This window comes from Polaribacter sp., assembly GCF_039939415.1.
GTDB lineage: Bacteria > Bacteroidota > Bacteroidia > Flavobacteriales > Flavobacteriaceae > Polaribacter.
This window is the reverse complement of record NZ_JBDVJE010000045.1, coordinates 1-21,422: the sequence shown is the minus strand read 5'-3', so window position 1 is coordinate 21,422 and position 21,422 is coordinate 1. Positions and strand designations below refer to the sequence as shown.

Annotated in this window: 18 protein-coding genes and 2 tRNA genes; 9 read left to right on the top strand and 11 right to left on the bottom strand. The window is 27.5% G+C overall.

From position 1 onward, the window contains the following. Window positions 1-219: 219 nt before the first annotated feature. The gene (locus ABJG40_RS06765) at window positions 220-849 is read right to left on the bottom strand and encodes a TMEM175 family protein (RefSeq protein WP_348023818.1); all 630 of its coding nucleotides are present in this window, start codon (window positions 847-849) and stop codon (window positions 220-222) included. 107 nt (window positions 850-956) lie between these two features. On the opposite strand from ABJG40_RS06765, the gene ABJG40_RS06760 reads away from it, so the two are divergent. Further along, window positions 957-1,850, top strand: coding sequence for an EamA family transporter (locus tag ABJG40_RS06760; protein ID WP_348023817.1), 894 nt, complete (start codon window positions 957-959; stop codon window positions 1,848-1,850). Window positions 1,851-1,853: 3 nt separating this feature from the next. On the opposite strand, the gene ABJG40_RS06755 is transcribed toward ABJG40_RS06760, so the two are convergent. Genes ABJG40_RS06755 through ABJG40_RS06745 form a run of 3 tightly spaced genes read right to left on the bottom strand, consistent with a single transcriptional unit; the run spans window position 1,854 to window position 8,718 of the window. Continuing rightward, window positions 1,854-2,801, bottom strand: a complete 948-nt coding sequence (locus tag ABJG40_RS06755) for a transglutaminase family protein (protein ID WP_348023816.1) — start codon at window positions 2,799-2,801, stop codon at window positions 1,854-1,856. 2 nt (window positions 2,802-2,803) lie between these two features. Further along, window positions 2,804-5,356, bottom strand: coding sequence for a circularly permuted type 2 ATP-grasp protein (locus ABJG40_RS06750; protein WP_348023815.1), 2,553 nt, complete (start codon window positions 5,354-5,356; stop codon window positions 2,804-2,806). A 14-nt stretch (window positions 5,357-5,370) separates the two neighbouring features. After that, on the bottom strand, window positions 5,371-8,718 hold the full coding sequence (locus ABJG40_RS06745; RefSeq protein WP_348023814.1) for a transglutaminase family protein: 3,348 nt from the start codon (window positions 8,716-8,718) through the stop codon (window positions 5,371-5,373). A 236-nt stretch (window positions 8,719-8,954) separates the two neighbouring features. Here ABJG40_RS06745 and ABJG40_RS06740 point away from each other — a divergent pair, with 236 nt between their 5' ends. From ABJG40_RS06740 to ABJG40_RS06715, 6 genes are all read left to right on the top strand, one after another. Next, on the top strand, window positions 8,955-10,421 hold the full coding sequence (locus ABJG40_RS06740) for a circularly permuted type 2 ATP-grasp protein (protein WP_348023813.1): 1,467 nt from the start codon (window positions 8,955-8,957) through the stop codon (window positions 10,419-10,421). Between the two features lie 10 nt (window positions 10,422-10,431). Further along, window positions 10,432-11,382: an alpha-E domain-containing protein gene (locus ABJG40_RS06735; RefSeq protein ID WP_348023812.1), complete on the top strand. Its 951-nt coding sequence runs from the start codon at window positions 10,432-10,434 to the stop codon at window positions 11,380-11,382. A 228-nt stretch (window positions 11,383-11,610) separates the two neighbouring features. Further along, window positions 11,611-13,527 carry a VWA domain-containing protein gene (locus ABJG40_RS06730; RefSeq protein WP_348023811.1) on the top strand — a complete coding sequence of 639 codons (1,917 nt, stop codon included), beginning with the start codon at window positions 11,611-11,613 and terminating at the stop codon, window positions 13,525-13,527. A 47-nt stretch (window positions 13,528-13,574) separates the two neighbouring features. Beyond that, window positions 13,575-14,474 (top strand): cation diffusion facilitator family transporter, encoded by a 900-nt coding sequence (locus ABJG40_RS06725; protein ID WP_348023810.1) that lies wholly within the window; start codon window positions 13,575-13,577, stop codon window positions 14,472-14,474. A gap of 41 nt (window positions 14,475-14,515) precedes the next feature. Next, window positions 14,516-15,346 (top strand): prohibitin family protein, encoded by an 831-nt coding sequence (locus ABJG40_RS06720; RefSeq protein ID WP_348023809.1) that lies wholly within the window; start codon window positions 14,516-14,518, stop codon window positions 15,344-15,346. Between the two features lie 153 nt (window positions 15,347-15,499). Beyond that, window positions 15,500-15,625, top strand: a complete 126-nt coding sequence (locus ABJG40_RS06715) for a hypothetical protein (RefSeq protein ID WP_348023808.1) — start codon at window positions 15,500-15,502, stop codon at window positions 15,623-15,625. A gap of 99 nt (window positions 15,626-15,724) precedes the next feature. Here ABJG40_RS06715 and ABJG40_RS06710 read toward each other — a convergent pair whose 3' ends face one another. The 3 genes from ABJG40_RS06710 to ABJG40_RS06700 form a co-directional block, all read right to left on the bottom strand. Beyond that, on the bottom strand, window positions 15,725-16,528 hold the full coding sequence (locus ABJG40_RS06710) for a carboxypeptidase-like regulatory domain-containing protein (RefSeq protein ID WP_348023807.1): 804 nt from the start codon (window positions 16,526-16,528) through the stop codon (window positions 15,725-15,727). A 92-nt stretch (window positions 16,529-16,620) separates the two neighbouring features. Further along, window positions 16,621-16,704, bottom strand: a tRNA-Leu gene (locus ABJG40_RS06705). Window positions 16,705-16,750: 46 nt separating this feature from the next. Continuing rightward, a tRNA-Lys gene (locus ABJG40_RS06700) sits at window positions 16,751-16,823 on the bottom strand. A 96-nt stretch (window positions 16,824-16,919) separates the two neighbouring features. Between ABJG40_RS06700 and ABJG40_RS06695 the strand changes: the two genes are divergently transcribed. After that, complete coding sequence (locus ABJG40_RS06695; protein ID WP_348023806.1) at window positions 16,920-17,435, top strand: shikimate kinase; 516 nt, start codon at window positions 16,920-16,922, stop codon at window positions 17,433-17,435. Here ABJG40_RS06695 and ABJG40_RS06690 read toward each other — a convergent pair. After that, on the bottom strand, window positions 17,424-17,930 hold the full coding sequence (locus ABJG40_RS06690) for a phosphoribosyltransferase family protein (RefSeq protein ID WP_348023805.1): 507 nt from the start codon (window positions 17,928-17,930) through the stop codon (window positions 17,424-17,426). The two genes, ABJG40_RS06695 and ABJG40_RS06690, sit on opposite strands and share 12 nt — an antisense overlap. Window positions 17,931-17,933: 3 nt before the next feature. Further along, the gene (locus ABJG40_RS06685) at window positions 17,934-18,308 is read right to left on the bottom strand and encodes a S4 domain-containing protein (RefSeq protein ID WP_348023804.1); all 375 of its coding nucleotides are present in this window, start codon (window positions 18,306-18,308) and stop codon (window positions 17,934-17,936) included. Window positions 18,309-18,387: 79 nt separating this feature from the next. Between ABJG40_RS06685 and ABJG40_RS06680 the strand changes: the two genes are divergently transcribed. Then, window positions 18,388-19,254, top strand: a complete 867-nt coding sequence (locus tag ABJG40_RS06680; RefSeq protein WP_348023803.1) for an FKBP-type peptidyl-prolyl cis-trans isomerase — start codon at window positions 18,388-18,390, stop codon at window positions 19,252-19,254. 71 nt (window positions 19,255-19,325) lie between these two features. Here ABJG40_RS06680 and ABJG40_RS06675 read toward each other — a convergent pair whose 3' ends face one another. Continuing rightward, complete coding sequence (locus ABJG40_RS06675) at window positions 19,326-19,943, bottom strand: porin family protein (protein ID WP_348023802.1); 618 nt, start codon at window positions 19,941-19,943, stop codon at window positions 19,326-19,328. A gap of 52 nt (window positions 19,944-19,995) precedes the next feature. Next, entirely contained in the window at window positions 19,996-20,946 is a 951-nt protein-coding gene (locus ABJG40_RS06670) for a transketolase C-terminal domain-containing protein (protein ID WP_348023801.1), read from the bottom strand. Between the last annotated feature and the right edge of the window lie 476 nt (window positions 20,947-21,422).

Sequence of the window (21,422 nt, the reverse complement as noted above, 5' to 3'; positions counted from 1 at the left end):
TGAGTTTTATTTAGAAAAAAAATATATAAATTAAAAAAAATTGTAGTGTGTTTAATTTTTTTAGATGTAAAATTTCATATTAAAATAAAATTAAAAAGTATTTTAATATGAAAAAATTAGTTTAATTACTCTAAACTATTCCATCACTAAATCGTAGAAAGTTCATAAATTATAGCAATTATAAAATGAAGTTTAATAAAGAGGGCACAAGGGTGTTTTTTATTCAATTTCTGATTCTTTTTTTAATTTTTTCAGATAATACTTCTTAAAAAAATATTCTAAAATGAATAAAAATAGAAACAAAAATCTAGCAGTCATCGGTAATACAAATGCCAAAATACCAGCCAAAGCCCAAATTAAAAAAGCATTCATTGCTCTTACTTTAAGGTATTTGGCGAAAATTGGTGTAATGCCTGTTAATCCTTTTTCTTTTTTCGGGATGTAAACATTTAGTAGAAAATTGAAAAAACCAATTGCAGATAGGTTAAAACAATAAAAAGCAAAAGGACCTTTATAACTAAATCCTTTTATATAAAAAGCAGTAGAAAAGGGTAGGAGTACAATAAAAAACAGTAGTAATATATTGTACCATAATATTTTGTTGTTAATTGTAGATACAAATTTCATAATTCTCATATGGGCAATCCAATAAATTGCAGTTACCATAAAACTTATTACCAAACCAATAAAACTTGGTAGTCTGTTTTTTAATATTAATAAAGTATTTCCTGTATTAAATTCTTTATAACTTGGTATTACAATCTCTAAAACAAGAATGGTTATGGCAATAGAAAAAACAGCATCACTAAAACTTATTACTCTTTTTTTATCAAATGTTTCGTTTTCCATATTTTTTATTATGGTTTCAAATATAATAATTTACAACTTCAATTATTAATCAAAATATAAAATACTTATCAATCATATTAATAGTAGTTTTACAAAAAAAATAACAGATGTTTTTTAGAAATTCTAAAGTACTTATTATTTTAGCTTTTATTGCCATATATGTTATATGGGGTTCTACATATTTATTTAATAAAATTGCAGTTACTGAGTTACCGCCTTTTTTCTTGGCGTCTATTCGTTTTTTTACTGCAGGTTTACTGATGGTTTTAGTAGCTGCGTTATTAAAAGTAAAACTAACTATTAATAAAAAACAATTACTAAACACTGTTATTGTGTCTTTCTTTTTTTTAGTGTATGGAAATAGTGTTTTTGTATGGGCATTGCAATATGTTGATAGTGGTTTTAGTTCATTAGTAGCATCTACACAACCTTTGTTTGTTTTGGTTTTAATGCGAATTATTGATAACAAAACAATGCAAAAAAAATCTATGATTGGTATTTTTTTAGGTATTATAGGTATGTTTTTATTAGTAAGTCAACAAGAATTTACAACTTCAGATCATAGCTCTTTAGCAATTGTTATAATGTTAACTTGTGTTCTAGGTTGGAGTTATGGAAGTATTTTTGTTTCTAAAGCTGATTTACCAAAAAACTTTTTTGTAAGTACTGGTTATCAAATGATTATTGCTGGGTTTATTCAGGCAGTAATAAGTATAGGATTTAATGAAACTTGGTCTTCTCCATTAAATTGGAGTACAAATGTGCAGCTATCTATGGTTTTATTAATTGTTTTTGGAGGTATTATTGCTTTTACATCTTTTAATTATTTGTTAAAAGTAGTTTCAGCAGAAAAAGTTGCTACATCTGCTTATGTAAACCCTGTAATTGCGATGTTTATGGGATGGTATTTTTTAGATGAATATTTATCAACTCAATCTATAATTGCATCTGTTATTTTATTAACAGGTGTCTATTTTATTACTTCTAGAAAAAGAAAATAATTATTATTGTTGTTGTTGTTGTTGTTGTTGTTGTTGTTGTTGTTGTTGTTGTTGTAACTCTTTTTTAGCAGGTCTAATATCTACAGAGACTTTCATTTTACTGTTTCCAGACCCGTAAAGTACTCCTTTTAAAGGTGGTACATCATAATAATCTCGTCCGTAAGAAGTTGTAATGTGTTGATTTTTTGGTATTTGATTGTTTGTTGGATCAAAATCTATCCATCCAAAATTTGGTATATATACAGAAAACCACGCATGCGATGCATCTGTACCTATTAACTTTTCTTTTCCTGGAGGGGGTAATGTTTCTATGTAACCACTAACATATCTTGCAGGTAAACCTACAGATCTTAAACAAGCAATTGCAATTTGAGCAAAATCTTGACAAACTCCTTTTTTTGCTTTCATTACTTTTTCTAAAGGAGTTGCAATTGTGCTAAAATTAGAATCGAAAGTAAAGTCTTTAAAAATTCTTTCCATTAACTCTTTAGTTGCTTCAAATACAGGTCTGTCTAATTTTAAAGAAATTTCTGCATAGTTTTTAATTTCTTTAGAAATTGACTTTATAAATTGAGAATCTAATGTAAATTCATGAACCATTAACATTTCTTTGGTTCCTTTTTTTAATTCATTTACAACATCTTTAATTGTTGTGTTTTTACAAATTTCTGAAGTAGAAATATCGGGTTTTAATTCACTATTAATTTCAACCATACTTTTAGCGGTAATTACTAATTTTTTATGTGGTTGTTCTATAGAGAATCTAGTAACAGTATTGTCAAAAAAATCGATGTCTTCTTCAACATAAGATGGTAAAGGAGATATGTTTAAAGAGTAATCTATAAGTTTTTGTTCTACAAGGTTTCTAGGTTTTAGAATTGCTATATTATGACAATAGGTAATAGCTTCATCATAATTATAACTTGTTGTGTGTATTATAGTAAATAACATTATTAAACGTTGTTTTGTTGAACCAATTGTCTTTGTTGTTCTGAATGATTGAAATAAGTGTTAGTTATTGACAAGGAAGTACTGTGTATTAATGTGCTAAGTTTTTCTAACAATTCATCTAAATGTGCTCTTGTAAATTCTTGATCATTTAATTTTAAAATTTCTTTAGAATTTATTTGGTCAATCAATTCACAGGCTTCTTTGATATGTTTATATGATGAAGAAAGTTCTATATTTTGATTTTTACTAGGCATTTTTTTTATGTCTCTACGAATTCTATTTAATTGATATTTTAATGAGCGTGAGTAAGATTTATCTAAGAGTATTAAATTAATAACATTTTCAATATTTAAATAAGATTTAAAACTGTATCTATAAATATTTAAGCTCTCATTACTATCTAATAGAGATTCTAAAATTTCGTATTCTGTATGTTCTTCATTTTTGATAACTAAAAGTGCTCTAGATTTATCGATGTTCATCATAGCTTGTTCCATTTGCAGACCAATAAAATAAAGTAAGAGACCTTGTTCTACCAAAATACTTTCTTCAATTAATCCTATAAATGCAATTAACTTGGTAATAATACTATCTAGTAATTTAGTAATGCTTTTAATGTTCTTATGGTTTTCTGGTTTAAAGTTTTTCCATTCTTTAGTTAATGAATCAAACACCCTCCACATATCTTTAGACCAAAGATTTCTTAAAGAGAAGTAGGAGTTAGAGAAAGATTGAATTGTATTTGCTAGACTACCAATTTTTTTAGTATCAAATAAAACAATTGCCAGTTCTTTTAAAGGGTCTTTAAAAGCTGCTTCTTTATTTTTCCCTGTAAAACCTGGGAAAATTGAAGTTAGATGAGTAATAGATTTAAATAAAATATGTAAACTTTCTAATTCCGAATCTTGTTTGTTGTAGTCAGAATCAGACATTTTATGTAATACCATTCTAATGTACCTTGCAGTAACTAACGTTCTAGCTAAGTATCTACCAGACCAAAATAAATTTTCTGCAGTATTACTTGGTAAGTTTTCAATTCCTGCTAAAGCATTGGTAGAAGAATTGTGCCAATGGTAACGTTTGTTATAAGGTTGTTCTTTTTTTGTAGAATTAGTTATCCAAAAATCTTTACTTGTGCCTCCTCTTTGGTTAGAAACTCGTAAATCTTCTCTTTCTGCAGCAACTCTTACTAATCCACCTGGCATTATGCTGTAAGAGTTGTTTTTAGCTACTGCAAAAGTTCTGCAAACCACTTTTCTTGGTTCTAAACCTTTACTTGTAAAGTTAGGAGCTGTAGAAAATGATATATTTTCTTGAGCAACAAAACCATAAGGTTTTTCTAAAATTTGTTTTTTGAGTAATTCTAATTCATTCTCATCTAATAATCCACAAAAATAAATATGTTCTCTGTTTGTTCTGTCTATTGGTTTTACAACAAATTTTGTTATGTTTTCTAAAACAAATTTTCGTTCTTTTTCTTGTCCACACCACCAAGAAGCTATTTGCGGAAGAATAAGATCTTCATTTAAAAAATATTTACAAATAGAATTCATAAAAGGAATTAGACCTGGATTTTCTAAAACGCTACTTCCTATAGGATTAATAACGCTAACATTATTTTTTCTAACAGCATTTAATAAACCAGCAACACCTAAAAAAGAATTTCCCTTTAACTCTAAAGGGTCTGTGTATGCGCCATCTACCCGTCTTAAAATTACATCAACTTGTATTAATCCTTTTAGAGTTTTAATGTAAACTTTATTACTTCTAACAACTAAATCATTACCTTTTACAAGTGGGTAACCTAGATAAGAAGCTAAATAAGCATGTTCAAAATAGGTTTCATTATGTGGTCCTGGAGTAAGGATAATTATTGTTGTATTTTCTTTTTTTGTAGGAGCACAATCTATTAGTAATTGATGATAATCGTTAAAAAAACCAAAAGGTTGTTCAATCTTTATATTTTTAAATAAATCAGGAGCAGTACGTCTTACAGAAAATCTGTTTTCCAATGAATATCCCATTCCTGATGGAGCTTCTGTTCTATCATTTACAACCCACATTCTGCCATCTGGACCACGAGCTAAATCTGAAGAATGAATCAATAGATTTTTTGAAGTGTTGTATTTTATTTGATCGCAATTTCTTAAAAAACCACGATGAGAATAGATGATTTCTGGTGGAATAATTTTATTTTTAATTAATTCTCTTTTACCATAAATATCTTTTAGAATTAGATTTAATAACTCTGCTCTTTGTTTTAAACCTTTTTCTATTGATTTCCATTCTTGTTGTTCAATAATAAAAGGAATTATATTTAAATTCCAAGGTCTGTTTAAACCTTTTGGGTCGTTATATACATTATAGGTTACTCCATTTTCTGCAAGTAACCAGTCTATTTGTTTTTGTTTTTCTGTTAATTCTTCAATACCAATTGCAGAAAAATTATTTAATAATTTTTCCCAACTAGGGTTTATGGTCATGTCAGATTTTAAAACTTCATCATAGTCTTCAAAATCATTGAAATATTTTTCAAATAAATTTTTATTTGGCATAAATTTTTAGAAAATTATTTTTTCAATCTCAAATCTAAAGTATTCGGAAATTCAGGGTTTTTAGGTATTTCTTGATATCTAAATTTTTTAGAACTTCCTTGTTCTTTTACATTTGTTTCTCGTTCAACTTTAGTGTTCTTTTTTTCTTTCTTTTCATCATCAACAGTTTCTAATTCACCTTGAGAGTGATTAAAATCCCAAAAACGATTAATTCTTCTAGATTCTGCTTCAAAACTATTAATAGGGTAGGTATCATAAGAACGACCTCCTGGGTGTGTTACATAATATGTACATCCACCAATAGAACGTCTATTCCAAGTGTCTACAATATCAAAAATTAATGGTGTATCTTCATTAATTGTTGGGTGTAAAGCAGAATAAGGGTTCCAGGCTTTATAGCGAACTCCTGCTACATATTCACCTTTTACACCTGTACTTTTTAATTGTACTTTTACACCGTTGCAAGTTAAGACAAATCTTTCTTCTGAAAAATTATTTACCTTAACTTGTAGTTTTTCTACAGAAGAATCTACATATCTAGCTGTTCCTCCACCTGTCATTTCTTCACCAAGAACATTCCAAGGCTCTATACCAGCTCTTAATTCTAAGTCTATGTTATTAATTTTAACCATACCATGTAATGGAAAACGGAATTCAAAAAACGGATTAAACCATTCTTCTTTAAATGCATAGCCAGCTTTATTTAATTGAGCAACAATATCTTTAATATCTTCTCTTACATAATGTTCTAGTAAAAATTTATCGTGTAAAGATGTACCCCATCTAACTAATTTATGTTCGTAAGGTTTTTTCCAAAACCAAGAAACTAATGTTCTTACTAATAAGTTTTGTAATAAACTCATTTGTGCATGAGGGGGCATATCAAAACCTCTTAACTCTAAAATCCCTAATCGTCCAGAAGAAGAGTCAGGAGAGTATAATTTATCAATACAAAATTCTGCACGATGTGTGTTTCCTGTTAAATCTGTTAAAAGGTGTCTAAATAATCTATCAGTTAACCAAAAAGGAACTTCACCGTCTTTAGGAATTTGACTAAAGGCAATCTCTAATTCATACAGATTATCTTGTCTAGCTTCATCTACTCTTGGAGCTTGACTTGTAGGTCCAATAAAGGCACCAGAAAATAAATAAGAAAGTCCAGGGTGATGTTGCCAAAAAGTAAGTAAACTTCTTAGTAAATCTGGTTTTCTAAGTAATGGGCTATCTTTAGGGGTAGCACCTCCTAAGGTAACATGATTTCCTCCACCAGTACCTGTGTGTTTTCCATCGATCATAAACTTCTCTGTACCTAATCTAGCTTTTTTAGCTTCATTGTAAATAGTAAAAGTTGTGTCTATTAATTGTTGCCAATTATGAGATGGATGAATATTGACTTCAATAACTCCAGGATCAGGTGTAATTTTCATAGATTCAAGCCTATTATCATGTGGAGGACCATAACCTTCTAAAATTACAGGAATATTTAATTCTTTAGCTGTTGCTTCTATAGAAGCTAATAAATCTAAATAAGCGGCAGCATCATCTAAAGGTGGTAGAAATAAGTGTAGTTTATCTTCTCTTACTTCTGCACAAAGAGCTGTTCTAACAAAATAATTTGGTAAATTTTTATTTATTCCATTTTGTAAAACTTTTTCATGCCTTTTTGCAACCATTCTTCTAAAACTAGGTAAACGTTTCTTTTTCTCAAAAAGGTTGGGTTCATAAATTGGAAAAATTTCATGTTCTGGTTTTGATGCTAATGAATTTAAAGGTAGTCTTAATCCTAATGGAGAATTCCCAGGGGTTAAATAAATATAATTTCTTCTAAACTTCCATTCACTAGAAAACCAATTATTTTCTGTTTTATTTAGAGGTAATACATAACCAACAGGGTTAGATGTTCCGCCTTCTAAAATCTCTTTTAGTTTCTTTTCTGCTAAAGAACTGTCTTTATCTTCACCTGGATTTATATCTACAGGAAGTTTTCCTTGTTCCCATAAAAAATAAAAAGCATCTTCATAAGTAGGTGTAATATGGTCTTTAGTAATGGCTAAATAGTTAGTTAAGGTTTCTAAGAATAGTTTGTCTGAGCCTTTCTCTATTTTTATAGAGTTATTTATAGCTGCTAATAAATTAGAATCAAACCAAATTTTTCTTCCATCTTTTCTCCAGCATAATTCAGTAGACCATCTAGGTAAAGGTTCTCCAGGGTACCATTTACCTTGGGCATGGTGTAAAAACCCTCCTTTACCAATTGTGGTTAATAATCTATTAGATAAATCTGCAGCTCTTTCTCTCTTTTCTGGGCCATCTGCATCAGTATTCCATTGTGCAGATTCCATATCATCTATTGATACAAAAGTGGGTTCACCCCCCATTGTAAGTCTTACATCATTTTTCTGAAGTTGCTTTTCTACTTTATGTCCTAATTTTTCTATGGCACTCCATTGTTTATCTGTATAAGGTTTAGTAACTCTTGGAGATTCAAAAATTCTTTCTACAGAATTTTCAAATTCAAAAGTAGTTTCACATTTATCAGACATTCCAGAAACAGGTGCAGCACTTTCAAAATTAGGTGTGCAGGCTAACGGAATATGACCTTCACCAGCTAATAAACCTGAAGTTGCATCAAAACCAATCCAACCAGCACCTGGTATATATACTTCTGCCCAAGCATGTAGATCTGTAAAGTCTTGTTCTGGTCCAGAAGGTCCATCTAAAGATTTTTCATCAGACTTTAATTGTACTAAATAACCAGAAACAAAACGAGCACCAAAACCTAAATGACGTAACGTTTGTACAAATAACCAAGCAAAATCTCTACAAGAACCTGTTTTTTTATCTAAAGTTTCTTCACAACTTTGAACACCAGGTTCCATACGAATGTTGTAATTTAAAAACTCGTAAATTTTTTGATTTATATCTATTAAAAAGTAAATGGTTTTTCTGGGAGTAAAATCTATAGTTTTTATAAATTTATCTATTAATTTTCCTTTTTCTGTAACTTCTAAATAAGGAATTAATTCTTTCTTAAGAGTTTCTGAGTATGTAAAAGGAAATTCTTCTGCAGATTCTTCAACAAAAAAATCAAAAGGGTTAATCGTTTTTAAATCTGCTATTATTTCTACATCAATAGATAATTCTGTAGTTTTTTCTGGAAAAACTACGCGAGCTAAATAATTACCAAAAGGATCTTGCTGCCAATTAAAAAAATGGTCTTTAGGTTCAATTTTTAATGAATAAGATTCTATTGGTGTTCTACTATGTGGCGCGGGTCTTAATCTAAATATATGAGGAGAAAGACTTACAGAACGATCGTATATATATTTGGTTTTATGTGATATTACAACTTTTAGTGCCATAGTTTATTTGAAAGTTAAATAGAAATGTGAAAGTAATTAAATTGAACTACAATTGTTTGTTAATTGATTGTTTAAAAGCATTAAATGAATAAAAATCTTAAGCATTATTAATAATTCAACACAAATGTAAATATACGTTATATTATTTAATGTAATTTGATTTTTAGTGCTAATAATTTAATGAAAAATATTGTTTATTGAATTATTTTGTTAATTTTACATTAAAAGAATATAATTTGAAAGCATATACAAAATTGCCTATTTTTTCTGCCTATGAATTTGATTCTAGGTTTTATGATGAGATTTTTACCAAAGACAAAGAAGTAAGAGAAGTATACCAAACTTTATTTAAATTATTTAGTGAATATTCTATTAATGATTTTGTGTCTCTTAATGATAAAGCCAAGGATGCTTTTTTTAATCAGGGAATTACTTTTCAGGTTTATGGAGATAAAGAAACCAAAGAAAAAATTTTTCCTTTTGATTTATTTCCCAGAATTATTGGTAATGATGAATGGTTAAAGTTAGAAGCTGGTGCTTTACAAAGAAGTAAGGCTTTAAACTTATTTTTATGGGATTTATATCATGACCAAAAAATAATAAAACAAGGTATTGTTCCTATAGAATTAATAAGTTCATCTGTTAATTATTTAAAACAAATGAAAGGTTTTAATCCTCCTGGAGGAATCTATAACCATGTTTCTGGTACAGACTTAATAAAACATTCTAATGGAGATTATTATGTTTTAGAAGATAATATTAGATGCCCTTCTGGAGTAAGTTATGTGGTAGGAAATAGAGAGGCATTAAAACGAACTTTATTTGGTGTTTTTAATCATTATAAATCACATAATGTTTCAGATTATGGGCAAAATTTATTAGAGATTATAGAGTCTGTAAAACCTAAAGGCGTAGACATGCCTAAGTGTGTTGTTTTAACTCCAGGTGTTTATAATTCAGCATATTATGAGCATTCTTTTTTAGCAAAACAAATGGGAGTTGAGTTGGTAGAAGGAAGAGATTTGTTTATAGAAAACGATTTTGTTTACATGAAAACCATTAAAGGTTTAGAAAGGGTAGATGTTATTTATAGAAGAATAGATGATGATTTTATAGATCCCCAAGTATTTAATCCAGATTCGGTTTTGGGTGTTTCAGGTCTTTTTAATTCATATATTAAAGGAAAAGTTTGTTTAGTAAATGCACCAGGTACTGGTGTAGCAGATGATAAAGCTATTTATACTTACATGCCTCAAATCATTAAATATTATTTAAACGAAGAGCCTATATTAAATAATGTTTATACCTATCATTGTAGTAGACCAGATGAACTTAAATTTGTTCTTGAAAATATAGATAAATTAGTTGTAAAACCTGTTGATGAATCTGGTGGTTATGGAATTTCTATTGGAAATAAACTGACAAAAGAAGAAATAGAAAAGGTAAAAGCAACAATTAAAGAAAGTCCAAGAAAGTATATTGCTCAACCAATTATGTCGCTTTCTACCCATGCTACTTATATTGAAGAAGAAAAATCTTTTGAACCAAGACATGTAGATTTAAGAACTTTTACCTTACTTGGAAAAGATAAAAATTTCGTTTTAAAAGGAGGTTTAACAAGGGTGGCCTTAAAAAAAGGCAATTTAATTGTTAATTCTTCACAAGGTGGTGGTTCTAAAGATACATGGGTTTTAAAAAAATAAATAAAGATATATGTTAGCAAGAGTAGCCAATAACCTTTTTTGGATGGGGCGTTATTTAGAACGTTCTGAGCATATTGCAAGGTATTTAAATGTAAATTATTTTTCTTCATTAGACGCACCAAATGAGCTTTCTCAATCAAGAGATTTTGTTTTAAGATCTATGTTGTTTGTTGCAGATGAAGAAGAGTTAAAAACAACAAAAACATTAAATGAAAGAGATGTTTTGTTTGATATAGGTTTAAACCCTGAAAAACATTATTCGATTTTAAGTTCTATAAGTTACGCTCAACAAAATGCAAATGGAGCAAGAGATTTAATTTCTACAGAATTATACGAATCTATTAATACACTTAATAGAAAAGTTAAAAATTATTCTGCAGAACGTTTTGTAAAAAGTGGTTTATTCGAATTTACTAATTTAATTAAATCGAATATTGCTTCTTTAAGAACAAAAATTAGAGCAACACTGTTGCATGATGAAGTATATGCCATTATTATGTTAGGTATCTATATTGAAAGAGCCAACCAAGTAATAAGAATTATTAATTCTAAATACAATGATGCTCTTATAGAAAAAGTTAATTCTGGTACTTCTGTTAAAACGAGTTTTGAATGGACAACATTATTAAAATGTATTGAAACTTATGATATGATGAGAAGATATTATAGAAAAACACCCACAAGTCATAATGTTTTAGAGTTTTTAATTTTAAATACAAATTGCCCAAGATCTATAATGAACTCTCTAAATAGCATTAATTATTACATGGGGTTTTTAACAAAAGAAGAATATCCTCATAAAAATTCTGCAGCCTTTTTAATTGGTAAATTAACTTCTGAATATAAATATAAAACAATAGAAGATTTTCAAGAAGATTTAAAAGGATTTATAGAAAATTTAGTAGATGATTTATCTTTAGTTGGAGAAAAAATGGATAAAGATTATTTTAGTTTGTATTAAATATTTTTTTATAGTTAAAAAAGAGTTCTACAAGGAACTCTTTTTTTTTTGTTAAAAATAAATTCTATTTTTAATATTTTAAATAGTAATTTTATCTTTAACAATAAATAAATTTCTTTGCAAACAACTACATTATTATATATTGTTATTGCTTTGTTACTGAGTGTTTCAGTAGCTTATTTTCAGTATTTTTATAAAATAAAAAACAAAACTAAAATTAATATTTTATTGTTTAGTTTAAAGACAGTTAGTCTTTTATTATTGATTTTGTTATTTATTAACCCAATTATAAAAAAAAAGAAACTCCAAAATAGTAAGCCAATACTAAGTATTTTGGTTGATAACTCTAAATCTATAGACTTTTTTAACGAAGCAGATTATATAAAAAAAACTTTAGAGGAAATTAAATCTGATAATCAATTAAAAGATAAATTTGATATTCAAAATTTTGCTTTTGGTGATAATTTAAACCTTTTAGACACTTTATCTTTTACTGAGAATAATACGAATATAGAAAAAGCTATTTCTTCTTTAAATGAGTTGCATTCAGGTAAAATTGCTCCAATTATTTTATTATCTGATGGTAATCAGACTATTGGAAATAGTTATCAATATATCAATTCTAAACAAAAGGTTTTTCCTGTACTTTTAGGAGATACAATTCAGTATAAAGATTTAAAAATAAGTCAATTAAATGTAAATAAGTATAGTTATATTAAAAATAAATTTCCAATAGAAGTTTTATTAAATTACAGTGGAACAGAAGAGGTTACTACTGAGTTTTCAATTTCTAAAAAAGGAAAAACAGTTTTTACAAAAAAAATAAAATTCTCTGCAGAAAATAATTTTAAAACTATTTTAACCAATTTAATTTCTTTAGAAGAAGGAACTCAATATTACACTGCATCAATAAAAAAGTTAAGAGGAGAGAAAAGCACGAAAAATAATGTTAAAAATTTCTCTGTAGAGGTTATAGATGAACAAACAAAAGTATTGGTTTTAACATCTGTTTTACATCCAGATTTAGGAGCTTTAAAAAAATCTATAGAGTCTAATAAACAGCGATCTGTAGATGTTTTTTTAATTGATGATTTTAAAAATCAATTAAACGATTATCAGTTAATTATTTTGTTTCAGCCGAATAATAAATTCAACCATTTAGTAAATAAAATTAAATCTGCTAGTAATAATTTTTTATTGATTTCTGGAACAAATACAGATTGGAATTTTATTAATAAACAACCATTTGGAATTAGGAAAAATGTTATCAATCAAACAGAAAATTATAGTGCAGTATTAAACAGTTCTTTTTTAACTTTTTTACAAAAAGATATTGGTTTTGGTCAATTTTCTCCATTAAAAGATAAGTTTGGTGAGGTATTTATTTCTAAAGAACATCAAACATTATTATATCAAAATATTAATGGTTTACAAACCGAACAACCTTTACTAGCAACTATCGAAGAAAATAATCTAAAATATGGAGTTTTATTTGGAGAAGGTTTATGGAAATGGAGATCTAGTAGTTTTTTAAATTCTAACTCATTTCAAGATTTTGATGCTTTTATTGGAAATTTAATTCAATATTTAGCATCAAATAAAAAAAGAAATCGTTTAGAGGTAAAAGCAGAAAACTTATACCCAGCAAATTCAACCATTTATATTTCTGCATTTTATACAGATAAAAACTATCAATTTGATGCTAGAGCTTCTTTAGAAATAGCAATTACAAATGTAGAAACTAAAGAATTTGTAAAAATTCCGTTTTCATTAGTAAATAACTCTTATCAAACAGAAATAGAAAACCTTAGTTCTGGAGATTATACGTATAAAGTAACCGTAAATGGTCAGAATATAAAAAAATATGGTAATTTTAAAATTACAGAATATCATGTTGAAGAACAATTTACAAATGCAGATTCTAAAAAACTTTTAAAGTTGGCAAACAAAACAGGAGGGAAGCTCTTTTTTAAATCTGAGATTGCTCAATTAAAAAAACAGCTTTTAAAAAATAAAGCATTTTATACTACACAAAAATCAATAGTAAAAGAACAAAATTTAATTGATTGGAAATGGGTTTTATTCATTGTAATTACTTTATTATCAGTAGAATGGTTTGTAAGGAAATATTTTGGAAAAATATAAAATTAGATTATTAAATGTTTTTTTTTTGATTTTTTAAATTAAAAATTATGGCACATCATCATCATAATAAGGGTCATCAACAATCATCATCAGAAAATATTAAAACAGCTTTTTTCCTTAATTTATTCTTTACTATTGTAGAGTTTATTGGCGGAATTTATACCAATAGTTTAGCAATTACATCAGATGCTATACATGATTTAGGAGATAGTATAAGCTTAGGTATGGCTTGGTATTTTCAAAATTTATCAAACAAAAAACCAACAAAAACGTATTCTTATGGTTTTAAAAGGTTTTCTCTTTTAGGAGCAATAATTAATTCTGTAATTCTTTTAGTAGGCTCTTTTTTTATAATCATAGAAGCAATTCCAAGAATTTTAAACCCAGAACACGCAGATGCAAAAGGTATGATGTGGTTTGCAGTTTTAGGTATAATTGTTAATGGTGCAGCAGTTTTAAAATTAAGAAAAGGTACATCTATTAATGAAAGAGTTGTTTCTATACATATGTTAGAAGATGTTTTAGGTTGGGCAGCTGTTTTAATTGCAAGTATTATTATGCAGTTTTGGGATATTCCAATTTTAGACCCAATATTATCACTTTTAATTGCATCATTTATTTTATATAATGTTTTTAAAAACGGAAGAGAAAGTATAAGAATTATTTTACAAGGTGCTCCTGTTCTAATTTCTATAGATCAGGTAAAAGCTCAAGTTATAAAATTTAATGAAGTAAAAAGTGTACATGATTGTCATTTATGGACTATGGATGGAGAATACAATGTTTTAACAATGCATTTAATTGTAGATGAAACATTGTCTTGGAAGCAAACAAAGTTGCTTAAAACAAGTATTAGAAACTTATTGTATGATAAATTTCATCTAGAACATATAACACTCGAATTAGAAATTTCTAGTGAAGATTGTGAATATATAGATTGTGTTTAACAAAGTTATTGTAAATTTGAAAGAATTTTTAAAAAAACAAAATGGCAAATAATCAAGTTGATATTAAGTTTCCAAAAGGAGGTTTATTTTTTATAGTTTTAGCGGTAGTTGCAATTATTTTATTTTCTAAATCTACAGTAACTATTGGTCCTGGTGAAGGAGGCGTTATTTTTGAAACTTTAGGAGATGGTATAAATACAGACAAATCTTATGGAGAAGGGTTTCATGTTGTTGCACCTTGGAATAAGATGATTGTTAGAAAAGTACGTCAGCAATCTATTTCTGACGAAATGAACGTGCTTTCTGTAAATGGATTAGAGGTTAAAGTAAATGGAACCATATGGTATGAACCAGAATTTTCTAATTTAGGAAACCTTATAAAAACTAAAGGAGAAGACTATGAAAGAGAATTGTTAGATCCAGCAATTAATGCAGCAGCAAGAAGTGTTGTAGGACGTTACACTCCAGAGCAATTATATTCGAGTAAAAGAGATGTAATTGAACAAGAAATTTTAGATGAAGTTCAAATTTTACTTAAAGATCAATATTTAATCGTAAAAAGAGTTTTAGTAGAAGATGTTAAATTACCAACAACTATTAGAACAGCTATTGAAACTAAATTAAAACAAGAACAAGAATCTTTAGAATATGAATTTAGGTTAGCAAAAGCAAAAAAAGAAGCAGAAAGACAAAAAATTGATGCAGAAGGTAAAGCTGTAGCCAATAAAATTTTAAGCGCTTCTTTAACTGATAAAATATTACAAGAAAAAGGTATAGAAGCTACTTTAGAATTATCTAAATCACCAAATAGTAAAGTTGTACTAATAGGTGCTGGTAAATCAGGTATGCCTATTATTTTAGGAAATCAGTAATTAAAAATTTTACTTAAAAATTTAAAAATCCAGCATTGCTGGATTTTTTTTATGACTATTTTTTAAATTCTTAAAGTTCTGTTAAAGTCAATTTTATGTGTAACTAATACTAAAGTGCTACGTCATATAGTTGTAAATAATTAATAAATAACTATGAGAAACAATCACATAAATAACGAAGACGTAAAGAATAATTCAAAAGAAATAATTCAATCTAAAAGAATGACTTGGAATACAAGGAGAAAGTATAACTATAAATACATTACAACAGTTTTATAGTTAGTAATTAGTTAGTTTTAATAGTTGATTTGGGTCAAAAGCATAGCTTTAGGCCCTTTTTTTATATAAAAATAACTATTCTATTAAGCAAATTAAAGTTTAATTTTTAACAGGAATTTTATTACGCTCAATTTTTCCTTTTTTTAGTGCTTTGTAGTTTTCATAACAATCTAAAACAGCTTCTATCATTTGTAAATCAGATGCTTTTTTAATAAAATATTCAGAGTAGTTACAATCAGTTAAAAGCTCTGTAAGCTCTTGTCTATCCATTTGTAAATACTCCATCATTACTTCTCTATCAAATTTACCAGAAAGCATTTTACGTAAATCATCCTCTTTCTTTAACTTTTGAAGTTTTTTTAACTGTTTAGGTTTTTTTCCAAAAAGGTTATATAAAAAATCTACAGGCTGAAATAATGCTGCAATAGGAGAAGAGAAGTCGCTACCTTTAGGTTTACCAACCTCATAGGTTTGTGGCAATCCATTAATTTTAATTCTCGTAAATCTATCTTTTGGTACTTGTTTTATATCAATTTCTAAAACTCCAATTAATTCTGTAGACTTAATTACAACTTCTTTAATTTCTTCAGGTTTTTCATATAAAGCAATTAACAATTCATTACCTTTTAGTAAATCATTTGTAATTTTTAATTTAATAGAAGCATATCCTAAATAAGAAACTAAAATGGTATCATTAGCCTTAGTAGGTATTTCGAAAAAACCTTTATCGTTTGTAATAGTTCCTTGTACAGTATTTAAGTTTAAAATATGAGCTGCACTTAAAGCTTTTTTAGTTTCGGCATGAACAACCTCACCTTTTAAAATTTTTACCCTTAAAGTATCTTTTTGAGAAAATGTGCTAAATGAAAAAATTAAGCACAAAATAAATATTAGTTTTTGCATATTGCAAAATTAGTGATAATTGCTTTTAGAAAGGTTAATTTTTTGTGAAACAATACCCTTTTTATAAATAAGCTTTTTTTTTTAAATATAAGTGCGCACGAGAAGATTCGAACTTCCACTTTCTTACGAAAACAGCCCCCTCAAGGCTGCGCGTCTACCAATTTCGCCACGTGCGCATTTGTAAAAAGCAAAAATGTTAAGCAAATTGCTTAACATTTTTTGTGACCGGGCTGGGGCTCGAACCCAGGACCCTCTCCTTAAAAGGGAGATGCTCTACCAACTGAGCTACCAGGTCTATTTTGTAAACCGAGTGCAAATATACTATCAATCATTGGAATTATTAGTATTAAAATGAAAATATTTTACAGATATTTGTAAAAATTTTAATTCAATGAAAATAGTATTGTTAGGCTATATGGCTTCAGGAAAATCTAGTATTGGTAAAAGGATTTCTAAAAAGTTGTCTATGAAGTTTTTAGATTTAGATGACTATATTATTGATAAAGAAGGAATGTCTATTTCAAAAATTTTTGAAACTAGAGGAGAAGTTTATTTTAGATTAATAGAAAATAAATATCTAAAAGAAATTCTTGCTAAAGATGAAGATTTTATACTTGCTTTAGGAGGAGGAACACCATGTTATGCAAATAATATGGAAGCTATAAATAATGCAGATACAAATTCTATTTATTTACAAGGAAGTACAGCTACTATGATTGAACGTTTAATTAGAAAAAAAGCTAAAAGACCTTTAATTGCATCTTTAAGTGATGATAAAATACCAGAATTTGTTGCAAAACATCTTTTTGAAAGACGACCTTTTTATGAAAAAGCTAAAACGATTGTAAAAATTGATAATAAAACTAAAAAAGAAGTTGCAGAAGAATTAGAAAAATTATTCTACTAAATAAGCTATTGCTTCTTTTTTAGAAAATTCTACTTGTATGTGTTCCTTTACAGAAGTAGACATAGAAATACCTTTAAAATCTGCTTTTACGGGATATTTCTTATGATTTCTATTCACTAAAACTGCAGTTTTAAATTTTGTTAAAGGAACATTTAAAAAATGTTTTATACCATAAATTAAAGTAGTTCCAGAACTTAAAACATCATCAACTAAAACCAATGATTTATTTTGATACTCTTCTACTTTTATAGAAGTTGTTATTGGTTCTAAAGGGTTTTTTTTATTGATATTAACTTTACATAAAGTTACTTTTAAAGGAGAAATTTCTTTTAATGTTTCCATCAATTTTTCTGCAAAAACAAATCCATTACCAATAATACCAGCAAGAATAATTTCTTTTTCATCACTATTAGTTTCATAAATTTGATAAGCTATTCTTCTTATTTTTTGAGAAATTTGTAATTGGTTTAATATAATGTTTCCTGATGTTGTCATAATTTATTCTGTTGAACCTTCTTGATAATTATCTATATCTCTTCTATCTTTCTTAGTAGGTCTACCTGTACCTTTTTTTCTGTAATAATCTTTTGCAAATTTTAAAAGTTCAGTTTTTTCGAACTCTTCTTTTGGGGTCATATCTTTTCTGTATAAATCTACCAATTTTGCGCCAACTCTACTTTCTGGTAAATCTAAAACTTTTAATTGATAATTTATTTGATTTTTTCTTACTAAAATTATTTCATCACCAAATACTTCTCTAGATGGTTTTATGGCTTTTGCATCTATTTTAACTTGTCCTTTTTTACAAGCTGTTGTTGCTAAAGTTCTTGTTTTAAAAATACGAATGCACCACAAATATTTATCAATTCTCATAAAAATAGTTAAAATATAATGTTTGTCTTTTTACAAAGGTATAAAATTGGTAAATTGCACGTTCAAATTTTAAGATTAAATGAAGAAAATAAAAAATATTTTTGCTTTTGTAATTATTACAGTGCTAATACATGCTTGTGGAAATAGCTCTACAACTACTTTAGATGATTTTGATCATGAAGCACAGGCTTTAGTAGATAACGATACTCTAGTACAGTTTTTACAAAATCATTATTATGATACCTCTGTAGATTCTGTTAAAGCTATAATTTCTGGACAAGAAGCTTTAATTGACAATGTAGAATCGATGAAAATTACAGAGAACGAAATCGATTATACTTTATATTATTTTGTTAAAAAACAAGGTACCCCAACAATAGATAAAGGAAACCCAACAGTTATGGATTCTGTTTATGTGAAATATAATGGACAAAGAATAGTTGAGACAGACAGCATAAGTGGTTCTTTTGACAGTAATAATGGTATTTGGATTACACTAAATGGTGTAATTAGAGGTTGGGCTCATGGATTTACAAAATTTAAAGGAGGTGATAACGTTACAAATAATGGACCTATCACTTATGAAAATGGAGGAAGAGGTATATTATTTATTCCTTCTGGTTTAGCCTATTCAAATATTGGTAGTGGAAGTATTTTAGCAAACGAATGTTTGATGTTTAATATTGATTTGTATGAGTTTGTTAAAGATACTGATCATGATAATGATGGTATTGCATCTATTTATGAAGACCCAGATGGGAATAATGATTCAAGAGATGACGATACAGATGAAGATGGAACTCCTAATTTTTTTGACACAGATGATGATGGAGATGGTGTTTTAACAATTAATGAAGATGCAAATGGTGATGGTAATCCTGCCAATGACTTTAGTGATCCAAACAATCCTACTTTACCTGATTATTTAAATCCTGATATTAATTAATTTGATAATTTATAACATAAAAAAGCTCTTGAAATTTTCAAGAGCTTTTTTAATTTAAAAAAATATAATTTTTATAATCTGTAAGATAAACCAATAATTATTTGATTAACTCTTGTATCAAAATTAACATCGTCAGCGCTTAAAGAATTAGCAAATGTATTTTCTACATCAGAGAAAGCCCTTTCCCAACGTAAATCTATACCTAATTTTCCTAATTCTATTCCTCCACCAAACTGTAAACCAACTGTAAAACCATCTGATTTTACTTCTTTTAAATCGTTAAATTCAAAATCAGAACCTAAAATATATTGAAAAGAAGGACCAGCATAAATATTTCCAATTCCAAATATTTTTTTACCTAATAAAACAGGTATATCAATTTTTTTAAAATTATATGAAGTTTCAGTTTTTATAGTGCTACCTTTTTGTTGGTAAGTTACATCATTACCTAATTGTGTATACACAAGTTCTGGTCTTAAATACAAACCAATTACAGGTATTTTTGCGCGTAACCATATTCCTCCGTGAAAACCAGTTTTTGATTTTGCTCCAGATAAAACATCATCTTTTACATCCTTAAATGAATCTGAATTATAGTTAATACCTCCTTTTAAACCAAAAGCTAATTGAGCGTTAGAAATTTGACTAAACCCAAAAGCTAAACATAAAATTAAAATTACTTTTTTCATATTTTTTTTATTTATAGTTAATATAAAGACGTTTTAAAAACCAAAAACGTTATTATTTTCTTGAAATTACTTTTTTAACAGCTTTAACAACAGCATTTGCATCTAAACCATATTTAGCCATTAACTGTTCTGGTGTTCCAGATTCTCCAAAAGTATCATTGGTAGCAACAAATTCTTGAGGAGTTGGAGCATTTAAAGCTAAAGTTCTAGCCACACTTTCTCCTAAACCACCTAATTTGTTATGTTCTTCTGCAGTTACAATACATCCTGTTTTAGCCACAGATTTTAAAATAATGTCTTCATCTAAAGGCTTAATTGTATGAATGTTAATTACTTCTGCAGAAATTCCTTCTGCTTCTAATTTTTCTGCAGCTTGTAAAGATTCCCATACTAAATGACCAGTGGCTACAATAGTAACATCTGTTCCTTCTGTTAATTGAATTCCTTTACCAATTACAAATTCTTCATCTGGCATAAATACAGGTACTTTTGGTCTACCAAAACGTAAGTAAACAGGCCCCTCAAAATCTGCTATAGCAATAGTAGCTGCTTTAGTTTGATTGTAATCGCAAGGGTTAATAACGGTCATTCCTGGTAACATTTTCATTAAACCAATATCTTCTAATATTTGGTGTGTAGCTCCATCTTCACCTAAAGTTACACCTGCATGAGATGCACATACTTTAACGTTTTTACCAGAATAAGCAACAGATTGACGAATTTGATCATAAACTCTTCCTGTAGAAAAATTTGCAAAAGTCCCAGTAAAAGGTATTTTACCACCAACAGTTAATCCTGCAGCAATACCTATCATGTTTGCTTCTGCAATACCGATTTGGAAAAATCTTTCTGGATTTTCTTTAATAAATTGATCCATTTTTAAAGAACCTATTAAATCTGCACATAAAGCTACTACGCTTGGATTTGTTCTTCCTAATTCTGTTAAACCATCACCAAAACCAGAACGTGTGTCTTTTTTTTCTGTGTATGTATATTTTTTCATTATAATATTTGTTGTGTTGTAAAATTTGCGTAAAAATAAGCTATTATTTTACTTTAAAGAAAATAAATGAAGGTTTAGAAAAAGATTTTTTAATATAAGAAGTAAAAAAGCTTATCTGAAGAAAATATAAGATATAATATTTATTTAAAATTGAATAAAAAAAGCTCTTTTTTAAGAAAAAGAGCTTTGTATATGATGTTTAACGTTAATTATTTATAACGTCTTTTTAGGTTCCAAATATTTGAATTTGTGTTGTTTATGTTTTTAACAGGAGCACCAATTCTGTTTTCTATTTTAATTTTTTGATTATTTGTTTTCATAATTTTGTTTCTATTTATTAGCGGGGTGCAAAACTAGAGTAGAATAATATCTTAGAAAACAATAAATTTAATTAATATATATACTATATTACCTGTAAGTTAAAATAATATTATAATAATAGGTTTTATTACTGATTATCTGTTGGTTGTATTTAT